General features: G+C 47.8%; 11 protein-coding genes. 8 read left to right on the top strand and 3 right to left on the bottom strand.

Features of this window, described 5'->3' with window-relative positions; all coding sequences use genetic code 11:
• The first annotated feature begins 24 nt into the window (after positions 1-24).
• The 7 genes from EHT25_RS20600 (at position 25) to EHT25_RS20570 (ending at position 7,574) form a co-directional block, all read left to right on the top strand.
• Positions 25-285, top strand: a complete 261-nt coding sequence (locus tag EHT25_RS20600) for a hypothetical protein (protein WP_124877000.1) — start codon at positions 25-27, stop codon at positions 283-285.
• A gap of 318 nt (positions 286-603) precedes the next feature.
• Complete coding sequence (locus EHT25_RS20595) at positions 604-1,131, top strand: hypothetical protein (RefSeq protein ID WP_124876999.1); 528 nt, start codon at positions 604-606, stop codon at positions 1,129-1,131.
• Between the two features lie 129 nt (positions 1,132-1,260).
• Entirely contained in the window at positions 1,261-1,617 is a 357-nt protein-coding gene (locus EHT25_RS20590; protein ID WP_124876998.1) for a hypothetical protein, read from the top strand.
• An 8-nt stretch (positions 1,618-1,625) separates the two neighbouring features.
• On the top strand, positions 1,626-5,174 hold the full coding sequence (locus EHT25_RS20585) for a hypothetical protein (protein WP_124876997.1): 3,549 nt from the start codon (positions 1,626-1,628) through the stop codon (positions 5,172-5,174).
• Positions 5,138-6,610: a hypothetical protein gene (locus tag EHT25_RS20580; RefSeq protein WP_148095899.1), complete on the top strand. Its 1,473-nt coding sequence runs from the start codon at positions 5,138-5,140 to the stop codon at positions 6,608-6,610. Before EHT25_RS20585 ends, EHT25_RS20580 begins: the two co-directional genes overlap by 37 nt.
• The gene (locus tag EHT25_RS20575; RefSeq protein WP_124876995.1) at positions 6,577-6,849 is read left to right on the top strand and encodes a hypothetical protein; all 273 of its coding nucleotides are present in this window, start codon (positions 6,577-6,579) and stop codon (positions 6,847-6,849) included. Before EHT25_RS20580 ends, EHT25_RS20575 begins: the two co-directional genes overlap by 34 nt.
• 53 nt (positions 6,850-6,902) lie before the next feature.
• Positions 6,903-7,574, top strand: a complete 672-nt coding sequence (locus tag EHT25_RS20570; RefSeq protein ID WP_124876994.1) for a hypothetical protein — start codon at positions 6,903-6,905, stop codon at positions 7,572-7,574.
• Positions 7,575-8,394: 820 nt separating this feature from the next.
• Here the strand turns inward: EHT25_RS20570 and EHT25_RS20565 are convergent.
• Both EHT25_RS20565 and EHT25_RS20560 read right to left on the bottom strand, forming a co-directional pair.
• Positions 8,395-11,565: an efflux RND transporter permease subunit gene (locus EHT25_RS20565; protein WP_124876993.1), complete on the bottom strand. Its 3,171-nt coding sequence runs from the start codon at positions 11,563-11,565 to the stop codon at positions 8,395-8,397.
• Positions 11,566-11,576: 11 nt separating this feature from the next.
• A complete protein-coding gene (locus tag EHT25_RS20560; protein WP_124876992.1) occupies positions 11,577-12,725 on the bottom strand; it encodes an efflux RND transporter periplasmic adaptor subunit in 1,149 nt (382 codons plus the stop codon).
• A gap of 124 nt (positions 12,726-12,849) precedes the next feature.
• Here EHT25_RS20560 and EHT25_RS20555 point away from each other — a divergent pair, with 124 nt between their 5' ends.
• A complete protein-coding gene (locus EHT25_RS20555) occupies positions 12,850-13,236 on the top strand; it encodes a DUF1801 domain-containing protein (RefSeq protein ID WP_124876991.1) in 387 nt (128 codons plus the stop codon).
• Positions 13,237-13,336: 100 nt separating this feature from the next.
• Here the strand turns inward: EHT25_RS20555 and EHT25_RS20550 are convergent, their stop codons facing one another.
• Positions 13,337-16,240: a PD-(D/E)XK nuclease family protein gene (locus tag EHT25_RS20550; RefSeq protein WP_124876990.1), complete on the bottom strand. Its 2,904-nt coding sequence runs from the start codon at positions 16,238-16,240 to the stop codon at positions 13,337-13,339.
• Positions 16,241-16,275: the final 35 nt, after the last annotated feature.

Genomic DNA, 16,275 nt, shown 5'->3' with positions numbered 1-16,275 from the left:
ACAATCTTGTAATTAAATAAAATTATGAAAGAATTTTTAATTGAAATAAGAAAAGAGCTTTGTATAGAAAAACAAGTTGTTTTTCAAAAATCTTCTTTAAAAGAAGCTTTAATTGCTGATGGTTATGGAGAAAAGCGATTTATCACTGAATTAGGTGAAGTTGCCTACATTAACTTCTTTGAAAATGGTGGAATTCCTGAATCAATGCAAGATATTTCTAACTATTTTGTTAGGGTGAACGAAAATAGAAAAAAAAAATCAATATTCAGGTTTGAGCTTAAATGATGCTTTCAGATATTTTTTGGATCTCTCCAAAGCTGGTAAAATATGGTATCTAGAAGCCATGTATTATCATAAAGATTGTTATTCTAAAGAATATAGAATGGACAGTAATGTAATTACTAGATCTGAGATAGTTGTTCAATCTCAGCCTATAAATTACCTAAGGTGGGAATCGTTATCTCATGAAGAAAAGACAATAAATATGACTTATCTTTTTAATAACCCAACCTATTCAACCTACCCAATTTTGGATCACCCATTTTGGGGTTTATAGAAATATCTTAAAAGATTAAGTTACAGTATAGTTTTATAATAAATACTGTGAAACAATTTAGAATCGAAATTTTTAAGATGCTCTGTCTGAGCAATAATCAATATTTCCCAAAAGCCTCTTTTAAAGATACTCATATTGGAGACGGATATGGTGAAAAGCGATTTATTACAGAATTAGGAGAAGTTGCTTATGTTATTTTTTTCGAAAATGACGGAATACCTATACCAATGCAGAATATTTCAAGCTATGTATCAATAGTTTTAAAAAAACAAACAAACCCAACTTGGGTAGGCTTTAACGAAGCCATTAGGTATTTTGCTGATTTATCCATGCAAGGAAAAGTATGGTATATGGACGCTATGTATTATCATGAAAAATGCTATGTAAAAGATAGATCAATTGACACACGTATTATTGATAGACATGAAATTACAGTAATAAATCAGCCAATTACTTATCATAAGTGGCTTTCTCTTTCTCATGAAGAAAAGATTAAATACATGAGCTATCTATTTAACAATCCAATAAGTGTAAATTACCCTATCCTAAACCATCCATTTTGGGATATTAAATAAAATTCAACGGGGCCATGTTCAAATTATGTATTATACATACCCTGTTAATTAACAGCTTGTAAAATGATTTTGTCGACAGGCAGACATTTTACCGGTACCTACTCTCCCAGAATACGGTAAAGATATACAATGAAGATTGACCATTTTAATTACTTTATTTTCCACTTTAAAACATTAAAACAAATGATTGTTTGGTCTGGCTTAGGATTTTTATCGGCCGTAATTGTAATTGTTTGTACAGCTATTTTTAATTCAGTATTAACTTCGGTCTCTTATCACACCAGCATCGGATTGGTAGTTGCTGCGGCTATTAACTGGTGGGTGGGAACAAACCTTAATAGTGGAGAAGGGCGCCTTTTAAAAGACGAGGAAACCGGAGAAATGATTCGTTTTAAGAGAAATCACACGCTTTTCTGGATTCCTATGCAATGGTGGAGTGTTGCCTTTCTGCTATTAGCCGTTAGCCTTATTTTCAAACACAATTAATCAAGTTTTTGGACGGATCTGTTCCTGCAGGTAATTTCAGCGGGCAGGGGTTGCTGGTGTGGAACTTTGCCGGAGCCACCCACGTCCCGGTTTCGTTTTCCAACCTCCAGGTCGTCAAAGCTTTCAACAGCGCCACCGGCGGTTGCGCGACGGGCGGACAAATGACCAGCGGCAGCGCCGACGCAGCCCTGGTGAGCCAACTGCAGACGATTGTCGATCAGGTTAGTCCGACAGGGCCGACTTCGTTTAGTGGGACGCTCGGTGAAGCGCTCGTCGCATTAAACCAGACCATGAAAAATCCCAACCCTGACAAAACGGCTGTCGGGCAGCTCACTTCCGCCATTCTCCAGGGACTCAGTCAATGGAAAGAAGCGATTCAAACTACCTACGGCTCGACTCGTTCGGCGGATCTAAAACCGGTGCTGGAGGAAATCGACGGTTTGATAACCGCCGTAAACCAGGCGAACCAATGCGCCCAGCTTTCCACCTGCGTACTTGACCAAACGCTGCTGCAAACCACCTTATCCACCCGCATCTTTGTTGCCAACCAACAACTCACCGACCTGGCCAATCTGCCCACGGATCCCAAGGCCCGGATAGCGGCTCAGGAAAACTGCCAACTCGATGTCTCCCACTTCGACGCGACAAACCTCGCCATTCTACCCATCAACGTCCACTTGTTGATGGCGCACGGTTGCGTCGGTGGCTCGATTACCTGGTCCAATGGCACACCTGCAAACGGAGCCCCCAACGGTACAACACTGACCTGGGCCAATGGCGAAACCGATCAGCTCCTGGGGGGTGTATTCTCTGACCGGGCGTTGGTGGTCAAACCCAACACTCAAACCACCTATACCGCCATCTGTCAGATGCCGACCGGAAAAAACTGTACCCAATCCATCCCGATTACAGTCTCTTCGCCAGACTGCCCACCCTTCACCATCACAGCCTCAGCTACCACCTTCGAAAGAGGCCAAACCATCACGCTGACCGCTTCCGGATGCAGCGGCAACGTCAGTTGGGCCAATGATTTGGGATCGGGTAATCAACTAACCGTTATGCCCGCGACCGATTTTATCGCTTCAGCGACTTGTTACCAGCCAAATCTCACTTGTTTCTCCAATGCCATTGCGATCCAGCTAGTGCCGACCTGTATCCAGTCCATGTACGTCCAGCAGGAAAAGGTGATCGATCCCGGAATCGGGAATACCAAACGCGAGCGTACCCTGGCCGTCCTCGGGTGCGAAACCGGCTATCTCACCTGGCAAAAAAAAGGTCAAGCCGACGCATCCGTCAATGGTCGCACCTTCGTGATGACCGATATCAAAGGCCCCATTTCGGTGACGGTTACCTGCACGCTTTCGGGACAACCACCTTGCCCGCCGGTCAGCCAAATCTTTCCTGAACCGATTCCCGAATGCACCACGCTGCTGTTATTGACTTCCCGGGATGATGCCACCACGCCACCACCGGGCTATACGAACTTGTACTCCACGTTCAAAAAGCCTTTTGTACTGACCGACCCGACCGGAAAACACTATAATGCCAGCCCTGGTGATGTCGTTTCAGTTCCGGTACTGGCGAAAGATCAAGTCTATACGGCTCAATTCGATAACGGCTGCACGGCCTCCAAACTCGTTCCGGCCCTGAGCTATACGACCACCTGGCTAAACTACAACAACGGATCTCCCCGCACGCTGACAGACCCCCTTAGCCGAACCAATGATCCGGTTGCCTATACCGCCGATGTCGATGCCCCGGACATCCAGTTGAAACTCAAATCAGCCTGTGCCGGAAAAGTCACCTGGAGATCATCGGCCGAGCCAACCCTGCGTTTGGAAGCGTCCGAATTGATTCTGACCCACAGCTATTCCACCCTCACCCCGCGCAGTACGCTGTTCCCAAATTCGGATTCGAGCCGGGTTCAGTCGCTGTATGTGCCTTTTCCACTGGTAACGACCACGTATCAGGCCTCCTGCCAGGTCACCAGTGGCGGAACGACGACGGTTTTTCCGGCGACCAACGCCAAAACGATCGTCGTTGTGTCGAACAGCTGCCTGAAGCTGACAGCTTCGGCCAAAACGCTGACCCAGGGCGAAGCCCTCACCCTGCAAGCGGTTGGCTGTAGTGGTACGGTCAAATGGAGCACAGATGGAAATGTCGTGGGAATAGGGACGACGATCACCCATACCCCCGTACTGGCGACAACGCCGGGGTCGGTTGTCTACACGGCGCAATGCGATAATCCAAACTGTTCGGAGTCGGTGACGGTGCAACTCAAACCTACTCAATTGGCCGTAACTGCCTCAAAAACTACAGTGGCCATTGCCGAAGCGGTTTCGCTGACGGCCAGTGGTTGTTCGGGTGGACTGGTGGTCTGGAGTACGGGTGAAACCGGTCCCATCCTGACGGTGCAACCGCTGGAACAAACCACCTACACGGCCACATGTCTGATCAATGGCGTCAGTCTGAGCCAAAAGTCCGTTACGCTGAGTGTCATCAATACCGCCCCCGATCCCATCGAATGCCCTCCTTTTAGTCTGGCAGCCAATTCCGCCACCGTGGTGCGGTGTGCCGAACAGACCATTACGTTCAGTCCGAAAGGGTGTCCGGTGGGCAGCATCGTGACCTGGAGCGATGGGCATGTTGGTGCCTATAATGAACCCTATGCGCTGGTGGTTAATACCACCCTGACCATGACGGCTACCTGCAAAACGCCGTATGGAATCGAAGCGGTGGCCAGTTTGCGTATCGAAGCCGTTCCACCGACCTTGTCGGTCAGCCCAGGAGAGGTCTATGCGGGCTTCCCTGCCACGCTGAGAGCATCGGGGTGTTCAACCGACAACTGTCAGCCCGGTTCTTATACCTGGACTAACAAAACTTCCGGGCAAACTTACTCCGGAGCCTCCATTACAATCACACTCACTCAGTCTACTACCTTTGTGGTGAGCTGTAGCAATGGGCAATCGGCGCAGGTCAACGTTAATATCAAGACCAATGATGAAAACAAGTGTACACTACCTTCAGGAATCCTGGTCAATGCGAGTCGGAACATTAGCCCAACCACTTATTTCGTCAATGCTTCCTGGTGTGACGTCACCTATGCGATCTCCTGGCGAAAAACCGGGGTCGATCACAAAACCGTTGATTACCCTTCCGCTCGCAATAAACGAAGTTTCACGGTCACTCGCCCTCCTATGGGTCAGATTTACGACAGCAATGGGCAGCCTTTTGGAAAACCTTTTCCGCAGTACGAAACCTATACCGTGGCTTGTGTGCGCAATGGAACGCCTTGTGTATTTACCGCTGGAAATGTCGCCAGTTATGACCCTACCTTTCCCGATCTGGGCGGGTACGATACCAAGGATGCGACCGAATCACCGCTATCGCCCCCCGACCCCTGTAAGGAATTGTCTTTTGTGGAAAAAGGAGGCTTCAAGAACGTGACCCGAAATGCGGGGATGTCGAAGCGGCCAAGGCTTCCTATGTGCTGTACGCCGACTGGTGTCCCGGTGGCAAAGTGGAGTGGACAACGGCCAGTGGCAAACAACTGCTGACGGCTCCGGCGGTGTTGAATCTGGGTACGACCAGCCAGCTCACCTACAAATATACTTGTTACCTACAGAATGGAACGCCATGTTCCGACAGCTATACCCTGCCATCAGCACAAGGGCTGGATGGTGGCCGGGTGGCTGCGGAGATGGGAGTCGAAGCTGCGGGTACTTGCGCTGCGTTGACAAACGTCGCATTGTCGAAGGCCATGACGGAGTTTTACAGTAAAATGCTCTGTGAGACCATCAATCTCTACAAAGGTGATCAAGCCCGGGCAAAAGCCTATTTGGCAAATCTGCAGAAGATGATGAAAGTCAAAGTTGCGGAAGTGGTGTTTCCTGAAGATCAGTCGGCAGTGATCGATGCACTGGTGGCTGGGGATTGCCAGAAAGCTACCCAGTTGTTGGCAGCCCTCAACACCGGATCTGTCACACCGGATCAGTTCAACAGTCACATTCTGCCCGCTAACACAACCATTAAAGATGAGCTAATTGACAAAATCACCACCCTACAATGCGGTTGTGCCGGGCTGGCTGATTTTACCTCAGGTGACGGTGACTGCCAGGCTATTATTGCTCAACTGGGAAAGGTCAAAGCCGCCTACAGTAGCAAACAGAACGTGACACTGACCAAACCAGCAAAAAATCCACTCATCGGACAGATCAGTCTGGGGGGTCAATGTTACACCGATGTCCAGCTTTCATTTGTTCCTGATCAGACCAGTTTAGTCATCGATCCACAATACAGCCAGGGATCGAGCAGTTTTGGTATGGGCAATGCCGGGAATACGTATTTGACCATTAGACTGACGGATGCCAAATCGGGGCAGTTGGAAAGTTTGAAGACTTATCTATTCGAAGGCGGCAATGGATTACCAGCTCCGAAGCCACCCTTTGCCATCACGGGTGTCCAATTGAAGCTAATCTTTCCCAACACCGCCCAAAGTCGTTGTGATGAAGTGGCTGCGGTGATTAACAAGTATTCGACTAAGTTTGGAATCGACAATACCTTGCGCATGAGCCATTTTCTGGGGCAGATCGGAGCCGAAACTCAATTAACCTACTTAACGGAATTGACCTATTCCGCCACTAATATCAAGAACAGTAGTTTTGCGACGACGACTCGCTCCGAAGGTAAGCAGGTGCTTAAATATTGTGATTTGTTTGAAGGGTATGATGCCACTCAAACCAGTAGCTGTCCATTTCCGTACTGCGACCCACCCTTGTATGCCGGAACAACAAATTTGGAAGTAAAACAAAAATATGTAAAAAGTACGACCCTTTTTGATTACGTGTATGCCTGTCGATTGGGTAATGGAACCATTGATTCACAAGATGGCTCTTGGTTTAGAGGGCGAGGTTTTGTTCAATTAACCAGGCAAGATAATTATGAGTCATTTCAAGCCAAATGGATACCGAATATAATAGCACCAAACCTTTAGATTTTTTATGCACTTCTGCTGAATGTGATAAAAATCGAGATGGTTTAGGGGGAAATGACATGGAAATCGCAATGCTAAGTGCCTTTTTATATTGGAAGCAAGCCGATTGTAATAGCCTAGCAACAAGCATTTCAAATAACGACATTGATGCTGTTACTGAAGCAATTAACGGTGGCCAAAATGGGCAAGATAGTCGAAGAAAATACACTAAAAAAGCATACGAAATTTTAAACAAATAGAAAAATGAAAAAAAAATAATCCCATATATATATTGTTTGCATTAATATTTTCAATGAATGTTTATGCTCAAGATCCAGAAGAAAAACCTTCTATAGAAAAACTGCAAGGTGTTTGGAAATTCCAATTCACCAGGAAAGGCGAAAGTAAAACTTTTGAGGCATATAGAATCATAAAACAAAACAAATTGCTCGAAATTTTCAATGACACTTCTTATAAAGAAATAAGAACAAGGCTAGCATATATCGGTTTTTGGGATAATAACGAATATCCCAAAAACATCAATAAATTTAATAAAAATGGGCACATACTATATTATATAGATATTCCCAATAACATAGACACGTTGGTAAATATTACAAATATAAGAAGAAGTAATTGGTTAACGTTTAACGAAAACGGAAAGTTAGAGCAAGATTATTTTTTTTCATATGGATTAAGTAGTATTCCGGATGAATATATTCGTATCAATGCTTTACCTTTAACTATTGTCCTAAGAATAAAGCAAAATATAGATTTATGGAAAGAATATAAAAAATTAATTAATTTAAAAAAGATTATGCATAAATCTACAATTTACTTATCGCCTAGTATTCCAACCAAAAGATACCTTTTAAAAAACGATCTAGTGGAAATTTTGGAGGAGAAATCTCAATGGATCAGAATCCGATATTATGGAACGAGGCTGATCGAAGGATGGGCCAAAGTAATGGATATTGAAAAGTGATGAACCCACCCAGAGGTTCCTTACCCCCACCAATCTCTTTGCGGGAGTTCCCGCTCCTTTAACGGCTTTCCCTCCATATAGATTAGAAGAAGATTTCAGCAATGATTTACTATTAATGAATCTTTGGATAATAGATAAAAAATAAAATATTACACATCGTATATACCGACTTTACAATACTTGAATCCGAAATAAAAGGCGGAAGTAGTAATTTCCATTTTAAAGATCATCTCACCTATATTGTCAAAATGAAACGTTTATGGCCCGCCAACTAATCTCCATCCGTAATACTATATTTTGGCCGCTTTTACTATCTGCTCTCCTGTGGTACTTCTGGTCTTATCTATTCCCCAAACAGCTTGATTACTCCGATATTGTTCTGATGGATAGAGGGCATACTATGGATAGTTCTGGTTTTGTTTATGTAGGAGTAAAGAATCTAAGCAAGCACAGACCCAGTCAGTACAAAGATTTTTTACCTAAGGTAGCGGCCACTATTGCAGACACTCTCCATGCAAAAACATATATTTATTTTATTATGTTCGGTTAAAACATCGAATACCGCTTCAATATTGGCCTCCCTATGAGCTTGAAGAAGAAGTACCTGATCGGTTATTGTTAAAACAGCGGTGGAAGAAGGGTAGCAAAGAGCCGGATTACGTCCGTTGGTATGTACCTGCGCTTCAATACCTGAATGATTAAGAACCTGACTTTCTTTATCTGGAAGATACAAGTGAATTAGACCAAGGCAACCCTTTTCAACTGGATTTGCAACAGGTCTATTTACATTAAAAAACCGGCCTTCAGCCGGTTTTTCGTTCTAAACTTCTTCTTCATGTAATTCTTCGCTCTTCCGTTTCCGCGGTTTTTCCGGTTCTGGCAGCGGCAGTGGCTGGAGCGGCTGGTCCTCGTAGGCTGAGTTATCGACGGCTTTGAAACGCGACATGAATGAGTACATGGCCGGAATTACAAAGAGCGTCAGCACCAGCGAAAACATGATCCCGCCAACGATAACGACCCCGAGTGGAATCCGGCTTTTCGCGGCCGCACCCAGTCCCATCGCGATGGGAAGCGCTCCGAAGGCCGTTACCAAACTGGTCATCAAAATTGGACGAAGCCGCAGTGCCGATGCTTCGATGGCTGCTTCTACTTTGTTCATGCCTTCTTTCCGTTTCTCATTGGCGAATTCCACAATCAGAATCCCGTTTTTCGTGACCAGCCCGACCAGCATAATAATACCGATCTGGGAGAAGATATTGAGCGTCTGGTTGAACATCCAGAGTGATAAAATCGCCCCGGCGATGGCGAGAGGCACGGTAAGCATGATGATGAACGGATCGGTAAAGCTCTCAAACTGAGCCGCCAGAATCAGGTAAATCAGTACCAGCGCCAAAACAAATGCGAACAAGGTATTCGACGAACTTTCGGCGTAGTCGCGGGATGAACCGGAAAGAGCTGTTTGGAACGTATCGTCGAGTGTCCGGGCGGCAATGGCACGCATGGCTTCGACACCATCTCCAATGGTTTTGCCCGGTGCCAGACCGGCTGACACGGTGGCGGCTTTAAACCGGTTGTAGTGGTACACCTGTGGCGGACTGGACACTTCGGCAAATTTCACCAGATTGTCCAGTTGAACCAAATTGCCGACATTGTTTCGCACGTAGAACGACGCCAGATCGACCGGTTCATCGCGGTCGTCGCGCGACACCTGACCAATTACCTGGTATTGTTTTCCGTTCATCAGGAAATAGGCCAGACGGCGGTTACTGAGCGCCAGTTGAAGCGTTTGCGCCACATCCTGAACCGTCACCCCGAGGCTGGTCGCTTTTTCACGATCGATAGTCAGGTTCAATTCCGGTTTATTAAACTTCAAGTCTACATCGAAACCCTGAAAAGTCGGGTCTTTCTGCACGGCGTCCATGAATTTAGGCAAGGCTTGCTGTAACTTCTCGAAATTCAGGTTCTGAATCACAAACTGAACAGGCAGGCCACCTCCCCCACCACCGCCACCGCGTCCGACCTGAATCGTCTGCTCCTGGGTGGCATTCATGCGGGCTTCGCTGAAGTTCTTTAAGTTCTTGCTCAGGTAATCGGTAATGTCCTGTTGTGACCGTTTCCGGTCTTTCGAGTCGATTAAGTTAAGTGCCACAAAGCCCGAATTAACGGCTCCTGCACCCGAATTACCGGGAGCGATCACACTAAAGGTGAAGTTGATTTCCGGAATGGAATCCAGTACGAACTGGTTGACTCGATCCGAAATCCGGCTCATCGCTTCATAACTCGTTCCTTCCGGAGCCGTAATCGGAATCCGAACCCGCCCACGGTCTTCCAACGGAGCCAGTTCCGATTTCAGCGTCGAGCCAATGCCAAAAATGATGGCAATACAAACCGCGATCAGCCCAAACGCCCAGCGACGGCGTCCCATAAAGTCGGTCAATGAAGATCGATAGGATTCGTCCAGCCATTGGTAAAACGGCTCCGTTTTCCGGTAAAACCACGATCCTTTTCCGTGGTCTTTACTGACCAGTTTAACACTCAAAACCGGCGTCAACGTCAGGGAAACGAACGCTGAAATCAACACGGAACTGGCGACGACGACCCCAAATTCGCGGAAGAGCCGCCCCGTAAATCCTTCCAGAAAAATAACCGGCAGGAACACAATCGCCAGCGTTGCCGACGTAGAAATAACCGCAAAGAAAATCTCTTCCGAACCTTCCTTCGCAGCTCGCTTCAGTTCCATGCCACCTTCGATTTTTTTGAAGATGTTTTCCGTCACCACAATCCCGTCATCCACCACCAGCCCCGTTGCCAGAACGATTCCGAGCAGCGTCAACACGTTGATACTGAATCCGGAAATGTACATAATAAAGAATGTACCGATCAGTGAAACCGGTATATCGATCAACGGTCGAATAGAAATCAGCCAGTCACGGAAGAAAAGATAGATGACGATAACGACCAGGATGAACGCCAGCAGAATGGTTTCGCCCACTTCCTCAATCGACTTCCGGATAAAAATCGTTCGGTCAATCCCGTTCAGGATTTTGATATCGGGCGGCAATTCCCGCTTGATATCGTTCAGACGCCGATTAAATTCATCGGCGATGGCAACGTAGTTGGCCCCCGGCTGGGGAATCATGACCAGAATGGCGCCGGATGCATTGTTCTGTTTGGCCGACGATTCCTCATTTTCAGGACCCAAAACCGCATAGCCCACGTCTTTAAACCGCACAATCTGATTGGCGGTTTGCCGCAAAATGAGGTTATTGAAATCTTCTTCGGTGGACAATCGGCCAGCGGCTTTAACGGTCAATTCCGTATTATTCCCGTAGATTTTTCCACCCGGCAACTCCACGTTCTGGCGGGTCAACGCATCCTGAATATCCTGCGCAGTCAGCCGATAAGCGGAGAGTTTTGCCGGGTCGATCCAAAGCCGCATGGCGGGGCGTTTCAGACCGAAGATCATGACCTGGCTAACACCCGGAATGGTTTGTAAACGTTCCTGAAGCACGTTTTCCGCATAATCCGACAACTGCATCGGATTGCGGGTGGTGCTCTGAATGGGCATGAAAATAATCGGATCCGAGTTGGCATCTGCCTTACTCACCACCGGTGGCGCATCGATATCCTGCGGAAGTTGCCGCTGCGACTGCGCCACTTTATCCCGAACGTCGTTGGCGGCCCGCTCGAGGTCAGCACCCAATTCAAATTCGATGGTGATGTTACTGCTTCCGAGGGCACTGTTCGAAGAGATCGTCCGAATGCCTTCGATGCTGTTCAGCGATTTTTCAATCGGTTCCGTAATCTGTGACTCGATGATTTCCGGGTTGGCACCGACATAGCTGGTCCGAACCGAAATAATCGGCGGATCGATAGCCGGGTATTCACGAACGCCCAGAAAGGTAAAGCCGATCACCCCAAACAGGATGATGACAATCGACATTACCATTGCGAATACCGGTCGACGTAAACTTACTGAAGGTAGACTCATAGATTAGTTCGTTATTTCATGCTGGCACTATTACCTGCTCCGGGGCCTTCGCCCGATTGGGTCTGGCCCGTTAACTTGTCAATTTTAGCGATTTTAACCGGCGACTCCGGCCGTAGGAAAATCAAACCGGTGGTGGCGACGGAATCGCCTTTCTGCAAGCCCTGTGTTACTTCAACAACGCTGGCATTCCGCAGTCCAATTTTCACGTCTTTGAAAACCGCCTTGCCTTTTTCGATAACAACCACCTGGCTACCACGGGTTTGCGGAATAACCGCCTGCGTTGGCACCACCAGCGCATTCGAGGTATTGATCACCAGATTCACTTTCGCAAACGTACCGGGCCGCAGGTTCGCCGAATTGTTGTTCACCCGCGCCCGAATGCGCAAATTCCGGGTGGCTTCCTCAACCCCCGGCTCAATCGCGTAAACCGCCCCATTAAACGTCTTGTCCGACCCGTCAATCTGAAACGAAATAACGCTTCCAATTTTTACAGAAGAGCCGTATTTTTCCGGAACCGAAAAGTCCAGCTTCATCGAATTTGTTTGCTGCAATCGCGCAATCAGCGTGTTAGGGCTCACAACCGCTCCCAAACTCACATTCCGTAAACCCATACTGCCCGAAAACGGAGCCCGAATCTCGGTTTTGCGCAGGGCAGCTTTCGTCACCTCGATATCGGCCAGCGTCCCTTTCAGGTTCGTCACGATAATGTCGTATTCCTGCTGACTAATACCACCCCGCTGCAACAATTGTTTGTTCCGTTCCTCAATCCGGCGATTATTTTCTTCCAACGACCGTAATTTCAGCAATTGCGCCTGTAAATCACCGTCGTACAATTTTACCAACAATGTTCCCTGACTAACGGAGCGGCCTTCCTGAATGTTCAATTCAACAATCCGGCCCGAGATTTCGGGGTAAATATCAACTTGTTCGGATGCCAGCAGTGAGCCTGTTGCAACGACCTCATCTTTCAGGTTTTGTGAGGTTACCACAAAGACATTCACCGCCGTTGGGCCACCACCCGGTTTGCCACCAGCCTGTCCGGAAGGGGCTCCTCCCCGACCTCCGCCCGATCCGCCGGGTTGCTGTTTATAAAACTTGTTATAATAGATGACGCCACCTAACACCAGCACCACCAGAATAATTGCAATCCACCTTTTCACAGAAATAGCGTGTTGAATCGAACGCGGCATTGCGTTCGTTGAGAAAGTAACATCAAACAGGTTTACTGTCTGAATCTGATTTTTCAGCTAACTTAGCACCGAAATTACTCCATTACAACAAGCCATGACAGTTGACGAATACATTAATCGACAAACACCCGAAATTCACCGCTTATTAGCCCAAATACGTCGATTAATCCTGGAAGCGTCCCCAAAAGTTCAGGAAAAAATTAGTTGGGGCGTGCCTTTTTATTTCCACAAAGGACATTTGGTTTACCTCAATCCGCTCCGAACGCCGGAGGCCGCCGTGGATATTTGCTTTTTAAGGGGCTATGAATTAGCCAACGAACAGGGTGTTCTCGAAGGCCGGGGCCGACGAACCGTGAAGTCCGTCATCGTTCAATCTGGCGATTTCAACGAAGACACGGTCCGGGAACTGTTGCAGGAAGCGATTTTACTCAATGAAACGTCGAAAGAAAAACCGGCGGCTTTTCACAAGAAAAGAGGGTAGTTTTTATACGTGAAAAGGATGATACATGTAAAATGTAGAAGTATTTCGGAAGCACACACTTTTACATTTTACATTCATCATTTGATAGTTATCATTCCTTTCATCGCCCACACAGTTTGCGGTAATCGCACCATTCACAGATTTTTTTGTCGGCGGTTTTCTGAAAAGGCTGAGCGGGGTCGAACAAATCAGCAATGATTTTTCGCAAATGAGTCTCGGTTTGATTCACAAATTCTTCGGGCGATCCCAGATACAGTTTGTTTTCCATAAAACCGCCTTCCAGATTCCGAAACGAATAAAAACCGGCCACAACATTCGTATTCGTGCCGTCGATCCACTGGTCGCCAACCTGCAAGCCTTTGTTTTGCAGCATTTTTTTGTAGACCAGATACTGGTACAGCCACAACTGCCGCGCCTTGTCTTTCAGGGCATCGGTCAGGAGTATGTCGATGGTTTTAACGTCCGCATCTCTGGCTTCAATCTTTCCGGTTTTATAATCCGCCACCCGAATCTGAACCGATCCGTCGGGCTGGCGTACCCGCTCGACCCGGTCGATTTTTCCGGCAATCCGAATGGGCAGCTTTCCAAGGGACGTTTCGACCAGCAGTTCCGTATCCCACTCCTCTTCCGTTTGCAACACCTCCAGATTTTTGCCGTATTTCTCAATCTGCAAGGCATTGAATCGAACCATTAGATCCTCGGCAACCCGGTACAACAACCGGTTCATGCCCGACTCCGTCACGCGGTTGACGAACGCTTCCTCGTATTTCAGTTTGAGTTTTTCAACCACCATTGCGGCATTCACTTCCTCCCCGACCATGCGGTGTTCCTGATCGAGCGCTTCCAGCGTGTTGTGAATCCACTGCCCAAATTCGGCCGCATCCATGCCGTCGCTGACCTCCTCATCCTCCTCCATCTTGATCACCCGACTGAAATAATATTTGAGCGAACAACTCACGAAATTATTCAGCGAGGTGGGATATATGCCCCCGAAAATGCGGTTTTTTGCCTGATTAAATTGGCCCGTCAAATCGGCTTTCAACTTCGCCAGAATCGCGTCACTTTTCGGAATTTCGAGGGTATCGAATGGTAACAAGACCGGTTTTTTATCCGCTACCTGGCCAAATCGCACTGTCGGATAGCTAATGGTCACATTTCCGTTCGAAGCCGGAACCAGTTCGTGTTCAATTTGCCGGATAAAACGGCTTTTTTCGCCTTTACTGGTGCCGTAGGCGTCGGCTGAAGTAACATACAGCAGCGAGACTTTTTTCGCCCGTTGCAACAACCGGTAAAAGTGGTACGACATTACCGATTCCTGATCCTGGTACGTCGGCAAACCGACTTCCACGCAGGCATCGAACGGAATCAGCGAATTGAGCTTTCGGGATTGCGGCAAAACGCCTTCGTTCACCGACAAAATAATCAGGTGGTCAAAATCCAGCGCCCGCGTTTCGAGCATTCCCATAACCTGCAACGCACTGCCGCCCTCGCTTTCGAACGGGATGCTGGTCTGCCGGATCAGTTCGTACAGAAACTGCTTTAAACTCTTGATCGTCACCAGTTCATTGCGTTGTTCACGTTCGAGCGTGGTTTCGAGTTGGCGCAGCAAATTCTGGAATAAATACAGGTATTCGGTCTCAATCGCATCCTGCTGATCGGCGTAAACGTCTTTCAGAACGTCGATCAGGGCATAAAACTGATGAATAATTACCAGCGGTTTGTCGTCGGGCCAGCGTCGGAAAAGCACCTCAAAAAGCGGGCTGTCGTCGCCCATTTTCAGCAACTGCTTTTCGTCCAGATACACCAGGTTATCGGTTGTAATGGTGTTGATGGCTTTCTGGACAATCCGCGCCGGTGCGGTTTTCGATGCTTTCGATTCCGCCTGTTCATACTGCCGGATAAACGGGTGATTCAGTACTTTCACCACGTGCCGGTGGTTGTATTTCGGAATAAAAACCGTCCCGCTGCCGTCTTTTTTCTGAAAAGCCGCTACGGTTCGCTGCATTTCAAAAAGCGCATCGACCAGCGTAAACAGGTTGGAATTCTGCAGCGAAAGCCCCATCGTGACGTTCAGGTCGGTCACCGAACCGCCGAGTGAATACAGGACCGGTAACAATAACGTTTCATCGCCCAGCACCAGCGCCGTCGTTTCGGACCCGGTTTCATCAACCGGTTTCTGACGGTATAACTGGCTGGCCACTTTGGCCTGCATGCTGGCATTCGGAACGCCGATAATCTGGATGTGTTTGGGGGTCTCGGTCAGGCTTTTTTCTTCCCAAGTCCAGGGGCCGCTCCAACCGGCGGCTTTATACGCCCGCAGCATTTTACCGGCTTCCTGCCGCCGGGACTGCATGTAATACGAATCGGTGTCCCAGAGCATTTCGGCTTTCTGCGCCTTCACCAGCGTTTTAACGATCTCTTCTTCCGATTTACTCAACGCATTGAAACCGACGAAATACAACTGTTCATACGCCGGATTGTCACGTACCAAATCATCGATCCGATCGGCCAGCAAACGGTACGCCATGCCCCGATATGCCCAGCCCTTCGCCAGCAGCCGGTCGTGCAGCGCCTGGTAGGCAATTTCCAGATTTTCGAATAATTTGAAATACCGCTGGGTTCCGGCGGTTTCGAGTTTGGGCGCCCGGCCGTCGGGCAGTTCGAGTTTCCAGCGTTCGAGGGCTTTGGCCGCCGTCATATAGCTGAACAACTCGGATGGCGAAATCAGGTACTGGTCGATGCGGTCGAAGTCGGTAAGCAGAATACTTGCCCAGTTCAAAAACCGCCCGAACTCCAGCGAATCGTCGATTTCTTTAAAAACTTCAAATAACTCGAACAGCAAACTAACCGGATCGATCTGAAGCACGCCCGCACTTTGCATGATAAAATCATCAACAGCCATGACGTGGGGCGACAAAAACGGTGTGTCGGCGTGTTGACTCAGGTGCTGCTGGAACGTAGAAACCGCCCGGCGCGTTGGCACAATCACCCAAACGTTGTCCATCCGCGTTTGATGACGCTGGAAAATGTGTGCTGAAA

The organism is Larkinella rosea, from assembly GCF_003858635.1.
Classification (GTDB): Bacteria; Bacteroidota; Bacteroidia; order Cytophagales; family Spirosomataceae; genus Larkinella; species Larkinella rosea.
This window is presented reverse-complemented; position numbering and strand designations above follow the sequence as displayed.

Bases quoted from the DNA above. Each gene is read 5' to 3' on its own strand.
- EHT25_RS20600 (WP_124877000.1), top strand. From the start codon at position 25: ATGAAAGAATTTTTAATTGAAATAAGAAAAGAGCTTTGTATAGAAAAA.
- EHT25_RS20590 (WP_124876998.1), top strand. From the start codon at position 1,261: ATGAAGATTGACCATTTTAATTACTTTATTTTCCACTTTAAAACATTA.
- EHT25_RS20555 (WP_124876991.1), top strand. From the start codon at position 12,850: ATGACAGTTGACGAATACATTAATCGACAAACACCCGAAATTCACCGC.
- EHT25_RS20575 (WP_124876995.1), top strand. From the start codon at position 6,577: ATGGATACCGAATATAATAGCACCAAACCTTTAGATTTTTTATGCACT.
- EHT25_RS20570 (WP_124876994.1), top strand. From the start codon at position 6,903: ATGAATGTTTATGCTCAAGATCCAGAAGAAAAACCTTCTATAGAAAAA.
- EHT25_RS20550 (WP_124876990.1), bottom strand. From the start codon at position 16,240: ATGGACAACGTTTGGGTGATTGTGCCAACGCGCCGGGCGGTTTCTACG.
- EHT25_RS20565 (WP_124876993.1), bottom strand. From the start codon at position 11,565: ATGAGTCTACCTTCAGTAAGTTTACGTCGACCGGTATTCGCAATGGTA.